We start from the raw sequence: 16026 nt of genomic DNA on the forward strand, positions 1-16026 counted from the left end.
CGTCGTTATTCAGCTTTGCTCAGCAGAGCGTAGTAGAAACCGTCACCGCCGCCGGTTTGGGGTAGAAGCTGCATACCGGCAACTTGTTTCTCGCCCCAGGGCTTATCGTTTAGCAGTTCAGGGGTATTGTCGCTCGCATCCTCTGTCTCCGCAATGAACGCTGCGACGACTTCGCTGTTTTCCGTCGGCAGGCTGGAACAGGTGGCGTAAAGCAACTGCCCACCCGGTTTAACCAGGGGCCACAGAGCGCGCAGGATCTTGCCCTGCAAAGCCACTAACTCGGCAATGTCTTCTTCCCGGCGCAAAAGTTTGATATCCGGGTTGCGGCGAATTACCCCGGTTGCCGAACAGGGTGCGTCCAGTAGTATCTGGTCGTATTGCTGCCCGTCCCACCACTCATTCGGAGACGTGGCATCGGCACAGATAAGCTCGGCACTCTGCCCGTTGCGCTCGAGGTTTTCCTCGACCCGCACCAGGCGGTCCTCCTCAATATCCAACGCGCTCAACTGAATGCTGGATTCCTGCTCCAATAAGTGGCAACTCTTGCCTCCAGGTGCCGCACACGCGTCCAACACCCGGGCATTTTCCTTCGGCTGTAACAGCAGCGCCGCTAGTTGCGCGGACTCATCTTGCACACTGGCCAAGCCCTCGGCAAAGCCCGGTAGCACTGTGACTGAAACCGGCTCAACCAGCGTGATACCGACCGGGGAAATAGTACAGGGCTCGGCGGAGAGGCCGGCTTCATCGAGCTGTTGTAAATAGTCCGCGCGCGAGATCTTGGCAGTATTTACCCGCAAGGTCATGGGTGGGTTGGCATTGTTGGCGCGGAAGATGTCTGACGCCTTCTCAGGCCAGGCGGCTTTAATCCGCTGCTGTAACCAGGCCGGGTGCATAGAGCTGAACTGTGGATTGCCGGACAGTTTGCGCTGAAGCTGCTCACTGTTGCGCAGGGCGTTGCGCAGCACCCCATTGATCAGCCCGGTCGCTCTGTCCAGACCGAGGCTGCGTGCGGCATTGACGGTTGCAGATATGGCGGCGTGATCGGGTATGCGAGTGTACTCGAGCTGGTAAATGCCCAGCAGGATCAGTGCATTGATCTCAATATCCGAGACTTTTTTACGCAGCAACTTGGCGGCGATCAATTGCAGGCGCGGTGCCGTGCGGGCACTGCCGTAACAGAGCTCCCGCAACAGAGGGCGGTCGCGCTCCTCGACTTTGTCCTCGGCGGCAGGCAGAAGTCTTGCCAACGAGCCACGTTCTTCCAGCAGTGAGGCGATAACTCGGGCGGCCTCGGCGCGTACATCTCTGCTCATAATTATCCCAGTTTGGTACCCGGGGCGAACTGCTCCCGGTAGCCTTTCAAAATTTCTGCTGCGGGAAGCGCTTTTTTACCCGGTAGCTGTATTAATTGGAGGCGCAGGGCCTCGCGGCCGCAGGCCACTAAAATACCTTCGTCGTCACTGGAGAGAATGGTACCGGGCTGATCACTGTGGCAGCCCTGTTCGATGGCTGCGCTATAGATACGCAGGCGCTGCTCGCCCTTCTTGTCCCGATAAGTGCTCCAGCACACTGGGAAGGGGTTAAAAGCGCGTATCAATCGATGCAGTTCAGCAGCGGGGCGCTGCCAGTCAATCTGCGCCTCTTCCTTGGTAATTTTGTTGGCGTAGTTAGCCTGCGTATCGTCTTGTACCTGAGGGTTGGCACTGCCACTTTCCAGTAGAGCCAAGGCCTGGAGGAGGGATGGGCCGCCGAGTTCCGCCAGCTTGTCGTGCAAACTGCCACCGCTATCGGACTCGGTAATGGCGCAGCGGCTCTCGACTAAAACAGGGCCAGTATCCAGGCCCGCCTCCATTTGCATAATGGCGACGCCACTTTCATTGTCACCCGCTTCCACCGCGCGTTGGATCGGTGCGGCACCGCGCCAGCGCGGCAACAGGGAGGCATGCACATTGATACAGCCCAGACGCGGGGTATCCAGCACTACCTGCGGCAGTATCAGGCCGTAGGCCACCACCACCATAATATCCGCTTCAAGGGCAGCGAGTTCAGCCTGGGCCGTCTCATCGCGCAGGCTCAGGGGTTGGTACACCGGGATATTGTGGGAGAGTGCCAGCTGTTTCACTGGGCTGGCGAGCAATTTCTTACCGCGCCCAGCCGGCCTATCCGGTTGGGTGTAAACGGCAATGACATTGTGCTCGCTGTCGAGCAGCGCTTGCAGGTGCACAGCGGCAAAGTCCGGCGTGCCGGCAAAAATAATATTCACTGACTTGCTCTCAGGTAATGGGGGGTGGGAGAGCTGCCGTCAGTCGGCAGCTCCGAGCTCCTGCGGCTGGCGCAGATCAGGCGCGGCGGCGCTGGGATTTTTCCAGCTTAGAGCGGATGCGGTTGCGCTTCAGTGGCGAGACGTAATCCACGAACAGCTTGCCGTCCAAATGATCGACTTCATGTTGGATACAGACCGCCAGCAATCCCTCGGCCTCAAGGGCAAAAGGTTCGCCATTGCGGTCCAGGGCTTTAACACGCACTTTGCGCGGGCGCTCCACCGTTTCGTAGAAACCGGGAACTGACAGGCAGCCCTCGTCGTACTGGTGGATCTCCGGGTCCAGCACTTCGATCTCGGGGTTGATAAACCCGAGCGGTTCATTGCCGTCTTCAGAGATATCCACCACCACAATGCGCTCCTGCACATTGACTTGGATGGCGGCGAGGCCGATGCCGGGCGCGGCGTACATGGTTTCAAACATGTCGTCGAGCAATTGGCGGTGGGCGTCGGTCACTTCAGCGACGGGTTTAGCGACCTCGCGCAGGCGCGGATCGGGAAATTCCAGTATCTCGAGTTTAGCCATAACACCTGTGACAAACTTCTAGTATTCGTTGAACGTGCGCTGATAACATTATGATCGCGCTCAAAATTTACCGAGTGGACCCCTGTTTTTGCTGGCGCTATGCGCCCGGGTCCGGTCTCGCTCCCTTCACGGGAGTGGCCCGGCGCTGAGAATTATAGCGATAAAGAGCATAGGAATGCTTCCATGAAAAAAATTATCCTGGCCGCGATCTCGATGTTAGCGGTTGCCCTTGGTGTCGAAGCACAGGATCAGGTTCGCCTGAACCCCAGTCACCCCGACGCTTATGTGGTGCAAAAGGGCGATACGCTCTGGGATATTTCCAGTCAGTTCCTGGTGCAACCCTGGTACTGGCCGGAGATTTGGCAAGTGAACCCACAGGTGGAAAACCCCCACCTGATTTATCCAGGAGATAGCCTGCGCCTTGTTTACATTGATGGCCAGCCACAATTACAGCTGCAGCGCGGCCCCCGAGCCTATCAACTGTCCCCGGGGGTTGATGGCAACCGTTTGTCACCCTCGATCCGCCGTCAGGCTGTTGAGGACGCAATTCCGGCGATTCCGCTGGATGCAATCAACGCTTTTTTATCGCGCACTCGTATCGTTGAGCCAGATGCTTTTGAGGGGACTCCCTATGTAGTTTCTGGGTCAGAAAATCATATTTTGATGGGTGCTGGAGATATTCTCTACGCTCGTGGTGATTTTGCGGCGCCATTACCTTCGTACGGGCTCTATCGCCCTGGCCCCATTTATTCTGATCCAGTATCTGGTGAAGTCCTTGGACGCCAAGCACTTGGCATAGGTACTTTAGACCTGTTGCAGCTGGACCCAGATAGCAATCCGGATAACAACTCGAATTTTTCTATAGCGACGATGGGCGTGCGCAACACTTCTCGTGAGGTTCGTCTTGAAGATCGGTTGATGCCCGTAGAAGAGCGCTCAATTGATGCGCTGTTCCACCCTAGCGCACCGGTTGTCACGGTTGATGGGGTGATTGTAGGTGTTGATGAAGGGGTAAGCCAAATTGGTAAGTTTGATGTTGTTATCTTGAATTCGGGAGACAGAGACGGCTTGCAACCCGGTAATGTCCTGGCGATATACAAAGCGGGTTCAACAGTACGCGACCGTATTGCTGGTGACGTGGTGAAGCTCCCTGATACCCGCGCTGGTGAGTTGATGGTATTCCGCACCTTTGAAAAAATGAGCCTAGCCCTGGTACTGGATGCCCGTCGCCCGCTGGCAGTGATGGATATGGTGCGCAACCCCTAAGCGATCCCAGAAAATCTCGCGGCAGGTGTTGCTGTTTGCCCTGCCGCACAACTTTCAAAACAGAAATGGTAAATTGCATGGATGCATTGACCGCTACTATGGCGTTGCTGCGTCTCGAGGGAATTGGCCCGGCTCGCTACTGGCAATTACTGGAGCACTTTGCCACTGCTGAAGAGGCTCTCCAGCAGTTTCCTCAACCTCTTCTGCAAAAGTTATCACCGCGGGCCCAAACCCAGTGGCGGGGGGTTTCTAGTCGATCTGCCGCCAGTGAACTCATCGATTGGGTTAAGCGCGAGCGGGCCCGCTGTGCAGACCTGGGCGTGCAGCTGATTTGTCACAGCGATCCCGATTATCCCGCCCTGTTATCTGAGACTTCACGCCCCCCGCCTGTGCTCTATATTCGTGGTGAAAGAAGCGCTCTAAATCTACCGCAGGTAGCGATGGTGGGTGCCCGTAAGGCCACAGTGGCGGGTCTAGATAATGCCCGGGCCTTCGCTGCGGAATTGGCCGGTTCCGGATTTGCTATCACTTCCGGGCTGGCTCTGGGCGTGGATGCCGCTGCTCACAGAGGGGCGCTGCAGGGAGCGGGCTCCACGGTCGCAGTTTTGGGTAGTGGAGTTGACCGCATTTATCCAAAACACAACCGCCCCTTGGCGGAAGACATTCTCGCTGCAGGCGGTGCTCTGGTCAGTGAATTGCCTATAGGCAGCAGTGCTGAGGCGAAGAACTTCCCGCGGCGGAACCGGATTATCAGTGGCCTTTCAATGGGGGTATTACTGGTAGAAGCAGCGATGCGCTCAGGTTCTCTGATCACGGCGCGTTTAGCGCTGGAGCAAAATCGTGAGGTTTTTGCGATTCCAGGTTCCATTCACAACCCAATGGCCAGGGGTTGCCACCACCTGATTAAAGAAGGTGCGACACTGGTTGAAACCAGCGCAGATGTAGCCGGCCAGCTCGGCGGTTTACTGGCAGACCCCACACCTACTGATCTCCCCCCCGCTAAACCGCTGCCAGAGCTTCAGCAACAAGTCATCAGGGCGCTTGCCGGTGGGCCTCGAAGTATCGAACTTTTATCGCGGGATACCGGAATTGAGCCGGGTGATTTAATGGCTGTATTGATGGAATTGGAGCTAGAGGGCTTGGTGGAGCAACTCACAGGGTCTTACCAGCTAACTCTGAAGGGAAGCCGCTACACGGACGGGAGGGTACTGGCTAAAACCCCTGAGGAGTTAGTGAGTCCCTAAAGGTCTTAGAAGGAAGTTATAAAATTATTCAGTCAGAAACATCTTGGTTGTTGGTGTAGCCGCCGATCAATTCGCGCAGTTCTATGGCAGCGTTAATACTCAGTGGATTCCAAAACTGGAGTCTGATTATGGCGGATAAACCCAAACTCACCACTGATGCCGGCGCTCCGGTTCCCGATAACCAAAACAGTTTTACAGCGGGGCCAGATGGCCCCCTGTTGATTCAGGACTATCAGCTTATTGAAAAACTGGCTCACCAAAATCGTGAGCGTATACCCGAGCGGGCGGTACATGCCAAAGGTTGGGGCGCCTATGGGATTTTGAGGGTTACCGGTGATATCTCAAACTACACCTGTGCCCGGGTGCTGCAGCCGGGAGCAGAGACCCCGCTGCTGGCTCGCTTTTCAACTGTTGCTGGCGAGTTAGGTGCAGCTGATGCGGAACGGGATGTTCGTGGTTTTGCACTGAAGTTTTATACGGAGGAGGGCAATTGGGATTTGGTCGGCAACAATACGCCGGTCTTTTTTGTACGAGACCCTTACAAGTTCCCGGATTTTATCCACACGCAAAAACGCCACCCCCGTACTCACTTGCGCTCCCCCACGGCCATGTGGGATTTCTGGTCGCTGAGTCCCGAGAGTCTTCACCAAGTGACCATACTGTTCTCCGATCGCGGTTTGCCCATATCTCCGGTGCATATGAATGGTTATGGCTCACATACCTTCTCCCTGTGGAATCACAATGGGGAGCGTTTCTGGGTGAAATTCCATTTCAAGACCCAGCAGGGGCATAAGTACTTCACCAATTCGGAAGCTGAAACTGTGATTGGGCGCTCCCGGGAGAGTTACCAGGAGGCGATGTACAGCGCAATAGAAAACGGGGAATGCCCGAAGTGGACATTCCAGATTCAAGTCATGCCTGCAGCAGACCTCGGCAAAACAAATTACAACCCCTTTGATCTCACCAAGGTATGGCCCCACGGGGATTACCCTCCCATCGAGGTGGGAACCATGGAGTTGAATCGCAACCCACAAGACTACTTTGCAGAAATTGAGCAGGCAGCTTTCTCCCCATCCAATATCGTACCGGGTATCAGCTTCTCACCAGATAAGATGCTGCAGGCGCGTATATTCTCTTATGCCGATGCACATCGTCACCGCTTGGGAACTCACTATGAGAGTCTTCCAGTGAATGCACCGCGCTGTCCTGTCCATAATTACTATCGGGATGGTGAAATGAATAGCACGGGTATCCGCAGTGGCAATCCGGATGCCTTTTATGAGCCGAATAGTTTTTCTGGAGCAAAGGAGGACCCAAAAGCGAAAGAACCCCCGTTACCAATATCCGGTGCGGCAGATAGATATGACCACCGCAAAGGCAATGATGATTACAGTCAGGTTCGAGCGCTCTTTGACTTGTTCAACGATGAACAAAAACAGCGCTTATATAACAATATTGCAGAAGCGATGGCGGGTGTACCGGATGAAATAATTCAGCGACAATTGGCACACTTTTCCAAGGTGCATCCGGACTATGCCGCGGGCGTCAAGTTAGCGATGGTCAGCAATTGAATCTGGTGTTTTGATACGTAATTAATTTGCTTGTCTTTTGTGTTAAAAATATATCCTGATGGATTGGTATTTAATAATGTATTAAAGGCATGCTTATGAAAAAGATCATAGTAGCTTTATCCCTTATTTTTCTAGTTTTGGGAGGCTGCTCTACACAAATAAAAAAAACAGATATATCTATTTCTCAAGAATTTTCAGAAGAACAGTTGCTTAGTGGGACATATTTTTGGCGTTCCTCTATAAGTAACTCTGATTTGCCTGATATTGATATCCTGGCATTGAATAATGATATGAGGTTGTTTTTAAAATCGATAAGTACCAGAAAAAAAAGTGATAGGTTGGATGCTCTGATAAATAAATTGCAGAGTCAATATTTTTCAATTCTCTACGATGCAGATGCCACGCTCAATGCTGCACAAGTTTTTGATCAGCAGAGAGGAAATTGCATGGCCTTTAGTGCCTTTTTAGTTGCAATGATTCGTGGACTTGGAGTGGATGCTAAATTCAATGAGGTTTTTGTTCCAGAAGTGAGATATTTGGAGAGCCAACAGACCTTTATTTACCAGCACATTAATGTTGTAGCTGATACTGGTAGTAGACAACGCATATTGGATTTTAACTTTACGGATTACAATCCAGAATATCATCAAAAAGAGTTGGAAGATAAGGAAGCTTTTGCAAAGTTCTATAGTAACCTGGCTATGGAGTTTCTTGTAGATCGAGATTTTAAAAATGCCTTTCTTTATATTCGAAAGTCAATTTTACTGGCGCCAGAGGAAGCCGATCTTTGGAATAATTTGGGGGCCATATATCGTTCAGCGAGTTTGGTCAAACAAGCAATTAGTTCTTACGCTATAGCGTTGAAGCTTGATGGAGCAAACTTGGTTTCGTTGAGCAATCTGGAGAAAGTTCTCCGGGCTCAGGGTGACCTTCAAATGGCAAATGTTCTGTCAGTAAAACTACATGATTATAGACAGGAGGACCCCTACTATTGGTACGGTCAAGCGCTTACAGCTTACGAAGATGAGTTGTATGAATTGGCGGCCAATAAGGCTGAAGATGCAATTTCGATAAAGAAGGAAGACCATCGTTTTCATTTTCTACTGGGAATGGCGCGTCTAAAGTCCGGAGCCAAGGGTTATCAGCGTAGTTTTAAGAAGGCTTTGGCGCTATCTGAGAATAGTCGAGATCAAGACCAGTATAGGAGGAAGCTAAAATCGTTAGGTATCCCCGAGCTGGAGAGGACTAGATTTCGGGAACGTCGGCGACTGATAGTGCTGGGAAGCTGGTGGTGGCTGAATTGAGGGTTAGGCGCCAATATGCCAGCGAGAACCATGAAGTACTTAAGCTTGGAAAAAAAGCGAATGGATGTTTTTTGAGCAACTTGGCTAGGGCATAAAGCAATATCTTGTGTCAATCAATGCAATCCGCTAGATTGCCAGCATCCTTCCGCTTCGATAGTAAAGAGAGTTGAATTGAGTGAGCCTTGTGTTGCGACTTCAATGGATTCGGACTCCCATCTGCCTGTAGTGGAAGTTGCTCTGGAGACATTCGACATTCCCTATCAACAAGATTTGCAATTGCGTAAAGGGAAGTAAGACTAGCGTTAAAATGAAGTACTCACCGCTTTCCGTAAAACAGGCTGCCCGCGCCCTGGCAGCGGGTGGTGTTATTGCCCATCCCACTGAATCTGTATGGGGCTTGGCTTGCGACCCCAATAACCTGCTGGCTGTCAGACGCTTGCTACAACTCAAGCATCGCCCACTTGAGAAGGGTTTGATCCTGGTCTCCGGTGATAGAACACATTTTGCCCCCCTCCTCAGCGATCTCAGTGATGGACAAAAGGAACAGTTGGATCGCAGCTGGCCGGGCCCGGTTACCTGGCTTGTACCCCATCGGGACCTGATTCCTTCCTGGGTCTGTGGGGTGCATAAATCTGTAGCCCTGCGCTGCACCGATCATCCGTTTACCGCTGCGTTAACACGCGCCTTTGGCGGTGCTATCGTATCCACTTCAGCAAACCCGGCCGGGTCTCAACCCGCCCGCAATAAATACCAGGTACTGCGCTATTTCGGCCGCGATCTCGACTTTGTCGGTGGCGGCTCAACCGGTGGCCGCAGCGCCCCCAGTGAAATACGCGATCTGCAAAGTGGCCGCGTACTGAGGGCGGGTGCTTAATTTCAAAACAGTGACGTAGTTTTCGCCTATGAGTGATATCGATACCAAGGAAGTAAAGGCCTATCTCCTCGGCCTACAAGACCGTATTTGTGATGCCCTGAGTGAACAAGACGGCCAACCATTTCGCGAAGATAATTGGGAAAGGCCCGGTGGCGGTGGTGGTCGAACCCGGGTATTGGAAGAGGGCAACCTGATTGAAAAGGGGGGCGTGAACTTTTCCCATGTCTATGGGGATGGACTTCCTCCGTCAGCCACAGCTAATCGCCCCGAACTGGCCGGTTGCTCTTTTGAGGCGATGGGCGTCTCCCTCGTAATTCATCCGCGCAATCCCTACGTGCCTACTAGCCATGCAAACGTGCGTCTATTTGTGGCGAAAAAGCCAGGAGCTGAGCCCATCTGGTGGTTTGGTGGTGGCTATGATTTGACCCCGTATTACGGCTATCACGAGGATGTCGTACATTGGCACCAAACGGCCAAGCAGGCCTGTGAGCCTTTTGGCAGCGAGGTATACCCTCGCTTTAAGCAGTGGTGTGACAAATATTTCTACCTGAAGCATCGGGATGAAGCTCGGGGAGTCGGCGGGCTCTTTTTCGATGATTTTAACGAAGGTGGCTACGACAACGCTTTTGCGCTTATGCGCGCTGTTGGCGATAGTTACTTGGAGGCTTATCTACCCATTGTGCAGAAGCGCAAAGAGACTGCTTACGGTGAGCGCGAGCGTGAATTCCAACTCTACCGCCGTGGGCGCTATGTGGAATTCAACCTGGTCTTTGATCGTGGCACTCTGTTCGGATTGCAAAGTGGTGGGCGTACAGAATCCATTCTGATGTCCTTGCCGTCACTGGTGAGCTGGAAGTATGACTGGCAACCAGAGCCGGGATCTGCGGAAGAGAAGCTATACACTGATTTTCTGCCGCACAGAGACTGGGTATAGCCAAGCAATTTGTCACAATGGAGGTTTGTTGTGCACCCATCGCGATTGGAAGGAATCAACTCCCTGTTTCTCGATTACAGGCGGCATTTTGAAACGGGAGATGTGGAGCAGATTGCCGACTTTTATCGTTTCCCTCTGCATTACTATCGGGAGGATGGCGTAAAGCTCGCTGTGGCGAGGGATGAGTTTATCCAGCAAGTGGTTAAATTACTCAACGCTTACCGCCGGCTGGGAGTCTGTCAGATTCTTGGCACTGTCACTGAAGTGATAGAGTTAAACGAATACAGCACCCTTGCGAGCTTGCGTTGGACCCTGCTTCATTCACAGGGGGAGGAAAAGGCGGTAGAGCTGTACAGTTCTCACACCCGCTATTTGGTTGCTGAAGCTGCCGACGGTCTCAAAATAGATGGCCTGATAATTGTCGATGAAAGTGCCAAAATTCGAGAGGCGGTCAGAGCGCGTAAGAGGGTGGGGTCATGAGTGATCGCTATGCAGTAGTGGGCAATCCCATAAAACACTCTCTATCACCGGAGATACACAGCGCTTTTGCGGCACAAACGGGAGAGGGGGTTGAGTACAGTAAGCAGCTTGCTCCCCTGGATGGCTTTAGCGGCTTCGTACGGGCTTTCTTTGCTGGGGGTGGCTGTGGCCTCAATGTGACGGTGCCCTTTAAACTACAGGCCTTCGAATTGGCAGACACCCTGACTGAACGGGGAGCTTCCGCTGGCGCAGTTAACACTCTGACTCTGGCGAAAAACGGAAAAATTCTCGGCGACAACACCGACGGGACCGGCCTGGTATTTGATATTTGCACCAACTTGGGCTGGGAAATCAAGGATCGGAAAGTTCTCTTGCTGGGATCCGGCGGAGCCGCCCGGGGAGCACTGCTGCCAATTCTGGCAAAGCAACCCGCGCATTTACATATTGCCAACCGCACCGCAGAAAAAGCGGTACAGCTTGCGGCAGAATTTTCCCAGTTGGGCGAATTAAGTGGTGGCGGCCTGGAGGAATTGAGAGGCTGCTACGACCTGATTATCAATGCGAGTTCCGCAAGCCTTGGCGGTGTGCTGCCGCCGCTTCCTGAAGGCTGTGTCGCCAGTCATGGTAAAGCTTACGACATGATGTACGCCGCCGAGCCAACGCCTTTTTTACAATGGGCGCGTGGACAGGGCGCAGAGAGTACTGATGGCCTTGGGATGTTGGTAGAGCAGGCCGCTGAGTCATTTTTACTGTGGCGCGGTGTACGTCCTGAAACAGCGCCGATCATGGCCAAGTTGCGCCGGGACCTCAATCAGACAACCGAAAATTAAAAGAGAGAAAGCGTTGTGCGTGATATTGTGCGAAACCTGTCGATTTGTTTTGCTGTGGGGTGTTTCGGTGGGCTCTGCTATGCCGTGGGGCTATGGGCCATGGGGCGGTATGGCTTCACCCAGTTTCTAGGGGTAGATTTGGCGCCATCCCTGAGCAATGCCTACCTGTACCAGCGCGTAGTTTGGGGTGGAGTTTTCGGGTTGCTGTTTTTGTTGCCTTTGCGCAACGCCTGGTTAATACGGGGCTTCCTCTTATCCCTGGTGCCGGCAGGGTTGATGTTGTTGTATCTTCTGCCGCAGAGAGGTTATGACTACGGTGCTCTGGTACTGGGACAAATGACGCCCCTGGTTATCGTTTTGGCTTGTGCCATTGGCGGCATAGGTGCATCGGCACTGCTGCGTCTACAGGGTAAATAGTGAGGAGGCCTTGGTTGCCAAGGCCTGCCACATTACTGTTTAAATTCGATCTCAACCAAGCTGCAGCTTTGGGTATATCCCATAGCCCGCTTGATCGTGGGGAAGACTGACGCGGTAGCGACGCTGACCCCCAGCTCGATTCTCTGCCGGTTATCCAGTTGTGCACCTATCCGTTCGTTGAGAACAGGGTCGATTGTTTTGTAGCTGGCCACGGCTGTTGCAAAATCAAAAATGTCCTGCAAGTTCTCAGGCAGGCCGCTGCCGCCTTGGATACAAGCTTTCACCAAGTGGGGTTCAACACCAGCCTCTAGGGCCATACGCACATTCAGTTGCAGGCACATGCCGCAATCAGCTACTTGCATTGCCGCTATCTTACTCACCCAAAAAACATCAATAGGTAAAAACTCCCTGTGCATGGATAGGGGCTGAAAATTTCTAAATTTTTCAAAGCCTTCAGGAGAGCCCTGAAGAAACTCGCGCAAGTAGTCCATGTCATAGCGGTACTTTTGGGAGAAGGCCTCCATTTCTTGGAGATATTGCTGTTTGGACATATTTTGGCTCCTAATCAAGTCGGATTGAGTCACAGACCATCGGCCTACAACGCCAAGTCTTATGTAAAAGCCTGATAGGTAAAAATTAGTTTCTATCGGATATTTCGATAGGTGGGCTGTAAAAGTTACCGTAGAGTCGCCGGGCCTCTCGGGCGAACCATTGCGCAGCTAAGCCTTGTGGCGTCTGCTTGGACCAGAGCAGATCCACACCGAGGCTCCAGGTATTGAGAGAGCCGGTTAAGTTGAGCTCAACCAACCTGCCGCTTTTTAAAAAGGGGCGGGCCAGTTCGTAGGGCGCATTGACCCACCCAACCCCCTTACATGCCAGATCTAGGGCCTGTAGCAGAGAATCACTTCGCCAAGTCTGTGCAGAGAGCTGCCAACGGTACCTTTGGGATTCTGGTGCTGTGGTGATCTGTCGGTGCTGGGCCGCTTCACTCAATGAGGATTGTTTTTTCTGGGCCAGGGGATGTTCCGGACAGGCCAGGCTAAGTACCCGCTGTTGTCCCAGGTTACTGGTATCCAGCGAGCTGGGATAGGAATCCCTTGAGGTGACAAAGGCAAAATCGGCTTCACCCTGTGTCACCTGCTGGACCGCTTCCTCCCCAGTAACACTGCCGAGCTGAAGCTCAGTATGCGGGAAGCGCTCGCTGAAAGTTACCAGCATATCGTTGAGTCGATCCGGCATTACCAGCTCTTCAAATAATATATTGAGCTGGGGCTCTTCTCCCCGCTGGAAGGAATTTGCCGCCTGTTGGAAGCGCTGCAACTGCCCCAACGATTGACGTGCTAATGGCAGTAATGCCAAAGCGGCGTCGGTGGGTTGGGGATATTTCCCTTCGCGGTTAAAGAGAGTCAGCCCCAGGTCGAGTTCAAGATTTTGAATCAAGCTGCTTACAGAAGACTGAGCCCGGCCCACTTCGCGAGCAACCGCCGAAAAAGATCCGACTTCACAGGAGCGCACAAAAATATGCAGCTGGTCCATATTCAGGTTAAGCATAGCGGGGAGCCGGCTGTCACTATGGTTGCTGTTTAAGGAGATACTGATCTTTCAGTTTCACGTAGTTTTCAGCGGAATACTTAAAGAAAGCCTTTTCCTTGTCAGACAGGGGGCGCGCCTTTTTGCAGGGGGCGCCTACATAGAGATAACCACTCTCCAGGGTTTTACCGGGCGGAACCAGTGCTCCGGCTGCCAGTACGACATCGTCCTCAATAATGGCTCCGTCGAGAACAATAGATCCGATACCAATTAAGATCCGGTTGCCGATGGTACAACCGTGCAGGCAGGCTTTATGACCGATAGTGACATCTTCGCCAATAGTCAGCGGCCAACCGTCGGCGTTGAATGGTCCCGCATGGGTGATATGGAGAACAGCCCCATCCTGTACACTGGTTCGCGCGCCGATTCGGATCTTATGCATATCACCGCGCACAACGGCCATGGGCCATACGGAGCAATCATCCCCCAGGGTAACGTCACCAATGACTGCGGATTGCGGATCGATATATACGCTGTCGCCAAGTTCTGGAAACTTCTCGCCGTGGGAATCATCGTGGCTGCGCAGTGGGGACATAAATAAGCTCCTGTACAATGAATCCTCTATCATAGCTTTATCCTAATTCGAGCACAGAGTCTTATATGTCCAATCCACTGTTGAATATCCCGCTGCTGCCGCCTTTTGATAATCTCGAGCCCGAGCAGGTGGAACCCGCCATCGCCGAACTGATTAAAACGTGTGAGCAAACCCTTCAACAGGGATTGGAGACCCCCAGCTGGGATAATACGCTGGTGCCTCTGGAGCAGGCGGAAGACCAGCTAAATCGAGCCTTCTCCCCAGTCAGTCACCTGAATAGCGTTCTAAGTGGCCCCTGGCGGGCGCCCTATGAGGCCGCTTTAGCCAAAGTGACGGCTTACTGGACAAAGCAGGGGCAAAATCGCGAGCTTTACGACCTGTATCTCCAATTAATGCAGTCGCCCGAATTTGCAAACTGGTCACAGGCACGCAAGAAGTCTTTGGAGCTGGGAGTCAGAGACTTTGAACTCGGTGGTGTTGGCCTCGAAGGAGAGGCCCGTGAAAAGTTTGCCGTTAACAGTCAGCGTTTGGCTGAGTTATCCAGCCAATTTGCCAACAATGTCCTCGATGCAACTAATGCCTGGACCTGGCATACGAATGATGAAGCTCAGCTTCAGGGGCTTCCTCAAACTGCTCTCGCCGCTGCACGGAATGCAGCTGAGGCAAAAGGCCTGGATGGGTGGCTGATTACCTTAGAGGGGCCCAGCTTTCTCGCTGTTATGACCCACGCTGAAAATAGATCTCTGCGTCGGGATGTCCATTTGGCTTTTATTAGTCGCGCTTCCGAAGTTGGTCCCCAGGCAGGTGAATACGATAACTCCGAAGTGATGGAGGCAATTCTCGCATTGCGCGCTGAACAGGCCAGTTTACTGGGAATGAACAGCTATGCGGAGTTGTCATTGGCCAGCAAAATGGCTCCAAATACAGAGCGGGTTTTGGAATTTCTACAGGATCTGGCAGAACGAGCCAGGCCAGCTGCCCAACGAGAAATGGCTGAGCTGAAAGCGTTTGCTGCAGACCAACTCAGTATTGAAGAGTTGCAACCATGGGATGTGGCCTGGGCCGCAGAAAAGCTCAAACAGCAGCGATACGCCATCAGCCAAGAGGAATTGAGGCCCTATTTCCCTTACGCCAAAGTCGTTGACGGCCTCTTTACTGTGGTGGACAAATTATTCGGAATCACAGTTGAAGAAGATACCAGCGTTGCTACTTGGCATGCCGACGTGCAGTTCTTTTGGCTGCTGAGAGATGGCGAAAAGATAGCTGGTTTCTATTTGGATGCGTTCGCACGTGAGAAAAAGCGTGGCGGGGCCTGGATGGATACAGTAAGTAGTCGTCGCCACACGCTCAACGGACTCCAGTTGCCTATAGCTTATCTGGTGTGTAATTTCAGTCCGGCTGCAGGTGATATCCCCTCACTTTTAACCCACACGGAAGTAACCACTTTATTCCATGAATTCGGCCATGGCCTCCACCATATGCTGACACAGATTGATGTGGCAGCAGTTTCTGGTATTAATGGTGTTGCTTGGGATGCGGTGGAAATGCCCAGCCAATTTCTGGAAAATTGGTGTTGGCAACCCCAGGCTATTTCCATAATTTCTACACATTTCGAAACTGGAGAGGCTCTTCCCGAAGCTTTACTGAATAAAATGCTGGCAGCGAAAAATTTCCAGTCTGCCATGTTTACAGTACGCCAGTTGGAGTTTGCACTTTTTGATTTTCGCCTCCATGCCAGCGAAGAGGCATTGACCGCCGATAAAGTTCAGGTTTTACTGGATCAGGTACGAGCAGAGGTTGCTGTTGTGCCTATCGCCGCAGAAAACCGCTTCCAAAATGCTTTTAGCCATATTTTTGCTGGTGGTTATGCCGCAGGATATTACAGCTATAAATGGGCAGAAGTGCTTTCGGCAGATGCTTTTTCTCTATTTGAAGAAGATGGTATCTTTAATAGAGAGACGGGAAATAAATTTCTGCACAGTATTTTGGAACAGGGTGGTAGCCGTGATGCGTTGGAGCTGTTTGTTCAATTCCGTGGACGAGAGCCGCAAATTGATGCCCTATTGCGTCACTCTGGTATCGAGCAGCAAGAGCTGAATATCAGTCCTGTGTAACGGATAAGTCAATCATGAAAT

General features: G+C 52.4%; 16 protein-coding genes. 10 read left to right on the plus strand and 6 right to left on the minus strand.

The window, feature by feature from the left end:
* Nucleotides 1-5: 5 nt before the first annotated feature.
* The 3 genes from rsmB to def form a co-directional block, all read right to left on the minus strand.
* The gene (gene rsmB / locus ACJJIQ_RS20575; protein WP_445355333.1) at nt 6-1313 is read right to left on the minus strand and encodes a 16S rRNA (cytosine(967)-C(5))-methyltransferase RsmB; all 1308 of its coding nucleotides are present in this window, start codon (nt 1311-1313) and stop codon (nt 6-8) included.
* Nucleotides 1314-1315: 2 nt separating this feature from the next.
* On the minus strand, nt 1316-2263 hold the full coding sequence (gene fmt, locus ACJJIQ_RS20580) for a methionyl-tRNA formyltransferase (protein WP_445362895.1): 948 nt from the start codon (nt 2261-2263) through the stop codon (nt 1316-1318).
* 76 nt (nt 2264-2339) lie between these two features.
* Nucleotides 2340-2846, minus strand: coding sequence for a peptide deformylase (gene def, locus ACJJIQ_RS20585; RefSeq protein WP_282930542.1), 507 nt, complete (start codon nt 2844-2846; stop codon nt 2340-2342).
* Between the two features lie 183 nt (nt 2847-3029).
* Between def and ACJJIQ_RS20590 the strand changes: the two genes are divergently transcribed.
* From ACJJIQ_RS20590 to ACJJIQ_RS20630, 9 genes are all read left to right on the plus strand, one after another.
* Nucleotides 3030-4112: a LysM peptidoglycan-binding domain-containing protein gene (locus tag ACJJIQ_RS20590; RefSeq protein WP_445362896.1), complete on the plus strand. Its 1083-nt coding sequence runs from the start codon at nt 3030-3032 to the stop codon at nt 4110-4112.
* Nucleotides 4113-4189: 77 nt separating this feature from the next.
* Nucleotides 4190-5356, plus strand: a complete 1167-nt coding sequence (gene dprA / locus ACJJIQ_RS20595; RefSeq protein WP_445362897.1) for a DNA-processing protein DprA — start codon at nt 4190-4192, stop codon at nt 5354-5356.
* Nucleotides 5357-5484: 128 nt separating this feature from the next.
* Complete coding sequence (locus ACJJIQ_RS20600) at nt 5485-6927, plus strand: catalase (protein WP_445362898.1); 1443 nt, start codon at nt 5485-5487, stop codon at nt 6925-6927.
* A 95-nt stretch (nt 6928-7022) separates the two neighbouring features.
* Nucleotides 7023-8231: a hypothetical protein gene (locus ACJJIQ_RS20605; protein ID WP_445355328.1), complete on the plus strand. Its 1209-nt coding sequence runs from the start codon at nt 7023-7025 to the stop codon at nt 8229-8231.
* A 307-nt stretch (nt 8232-8538) separates the two neighbouring features.
* Nucleotides 8539-9105: an L-threonylcarbamoyladenylate synthase type 1 TsaC gene (tsaC, locus tag ACJJIQ_RS20610; protein ID WP_444892450.1), complete on the plus strand. Its 567-nt coding sequence runs from the start codon at nt 8539-8541 to the stop codon at nt 9103-9105.
* Between the two features lie 28 nt (nt 9106-9133).
* On the plus strand, nt 9134-10039 hold the full coding sequence (gene hemF, locus ACJJIQ_RS20615) for an oxygen-dependent coproporphyrinogen oxidase (RefSeq protein ID WP_445355326.1): 906 nt from the start codon (nt 9134-9136) through the stop codon (nt 10037-10039).
* 30 nt (nt 10040-10069) lie between these two features.
* Complete coding sequence (locus ACJJIQ_RS20620; RefSeq protein ID WP_445362899.1) at nt 10070-10519, plus strand: DUF6841 family protein; 450 nt, start codon at nt 10070-10072, stop codon at nt 10517-10519.
* Nucleotides 10516-11349 (plus strand): shikimate dehydrogenase, encoded by an 834-nt coding sequence (gene aroE, locus ACJJIQ_RS20625; RefSeq protein WP_445362900.1) that lies wholly within the window; start codon nt 10516-10518, stop codon nt 11347-11349. The genes ACJJIQ_RS20620 and aroE overlap by 4 nt, the downstream gene beginning before the upstream one ends.
* Before the next feature lie 15 nt (nt 11350-11364).
* The gene (locus ACJJIQ_RS20630; RefSeq protein ID WP_282930533.1) at nt 11365-11766 is read left to right on the plus strand and encodes a hypothetical protein; all 402 of its coding nucleotides are present in this window, start codon (nt 11365-11367) and stop codon (nt 11764-11766) included.
* A 32-nt stretch (nt 11767-11798) separates the two neighbouring features.
* Here the strand turns inward: ACJJIQ_RS20630 and ACJJIQ_RS20635 are convergent, their stop codons facing one another.
* The 3 genes from ACJJIQ_RS20635 to ACJJIQ_RS20645 form a co-directional block, all read right to left on the minus strand.
* Nucleotides 11799-12317, minus strand: a complete 519-nt coding sequence (locus ACJJIQ_RS20635) for a carboxymuconolactone decarboxylase family protein (protein ID WP_413663903.1) — start codon at nt 12315-12317, stop codon at nt 11799-11801.
* A gap of 85 nt (nt 12318-12402) precedes the next feature.
* Nucleotides 12403-13317: a LysR family transcriptional regulator gene (locus tag ACJJIQ_RS20640; RefSeq protein WP_445362901.1), complete on the minus strand. Its 915-nt coding sequence runs from the start codon at nt 13315-13317 to the stop codon at nt 12403-12405.
* 19 nt (nt 13318-13336) lie between these two features.
* Nucleotides 13337-13891: a gamma carbonic anhydrase family protein gene (locus tag ACJJIQ_RS20645; protein WP_444892455.1), complete on the minus strand. Its 555-nt coding sequence runs from the start codon at nt 13889-13891 to the stop codon at nt 13337-13339.
* Between the two features lie 65 nt (nt 13892-13956).
* Here ACJJIQ_RS20645 and ACJJIQ_RS20650 point away from each other — a divergent pair, with 65 nt between their 5' ends.
* Nucleotides 13957-16005, plus strand: a complete 2049-nt coding sequence (locus tag ACJJIQ_RS20650) for a M3 family metallopeptidase (protein WP_445362902.1) — start codon at nt 13957-13959, stop codon at nt 16003-16005.
* Nucleotides 16006-16026 lie beyond the last annotated feature (21 nt).

This window comes from Microbulbifer maximicatervae (SeqCode) (assembly GCF_052468295.1).

Excerpts from the sequence above, each read along its gene's own strand:
- tsaC (WP_444892450.1), top strand. The coding sequence starts at position 8,539 with ATGAAGTACTCACCGCTTTCCGTAAAACAGGCTGCCCGCGCCCTGGCA.
- aroE (WP_445362900.1), top strand. The coding sequence starts at position 10,516 with ATGAGTGATCGCTATGCAGTAGTGGGCAATCCCATAAAACACTCTCTA.
- rsmB (WP_445355333.1), bottom strand. The coding sequence starts at position 1,313 with ATGAGCAGAGATGTACGCGCCGAGGCCGCCCGAGTTATCGCCTCACTG.
- ACJJIQ_RS20590 (WP_445362896.1), top strand. The coding sequence starts at position 3,030 with ATGAAAAAAATTATCCTGGCCGCGATCTCGATGTTAGCGGTTGCCCTT.
- dprA (WP_445362897.1), top strand. The coding sequence starts at position 4,190 with ATGGATGCATTGACCGCTACTATGGCGTTGCTGCGTCTCGAGGGAATT.
- hemF (WP_445355326.1), top strand. The coding sequence starts at position 9,134 with ATGAGTGATATCGATACCAAGGAAGTAAAGGCCTATCTCCTCGGCCTA.
- ACJJIQ_RS20650 (WP_445362902.1), top strand. The coding sequence starts at position 13,957 with ATGTCCAATCCACTGTTGAATATCCCGCTGCTGCCGCCTTTTGATAAT.
- def (WP_282930542.1), bottom strand. The coding sequence starts at position 2,846 with ATGGCTAAACTCGAGATACTGGAATTTCCCGATCCGCGCCTGCGCGAG.
- ACJJIQ_RS20640 (WP_445362901.1), bottom strand. The coding sequence starts at position 13,317 with ATGCTTAACCTGAATATGGACCAGCTGCATATTTTTGTGCGCTCCTGT.
- ACJJIQ_RS20635 (WP_413663903.1), bottom strand. The coding sequence starts at position 12,317 with ATGTCCAAACAGCAATATCTCCAAGAAATGGAGGCCTTCTCCCAAAAG.
- ACJJIQ_RS20645 (WP_444892455.1), bottom strand. The coding sequence starts at position 13,891 with ATGTCCCCACTGCGCAGCCACGATGATTCCCACGGCGAGAAGTTTCCA.
- ACJJIQ_RS20605 (WP_445355328.1), top strand. The coding sequence starts at position 7,023 with ATGAAAAAGATCATAGTAGCTTTATCCCTTATTTTTCTAGTTTTGGGA.
- ACJJIQ_RS20600 (WP_445362898.1), top strand. The coding sequence starts at position 5,485 with ATGGCGGATAAACCCAAACTCACCACTGATGCCGGCGCTCCGGTTCCC.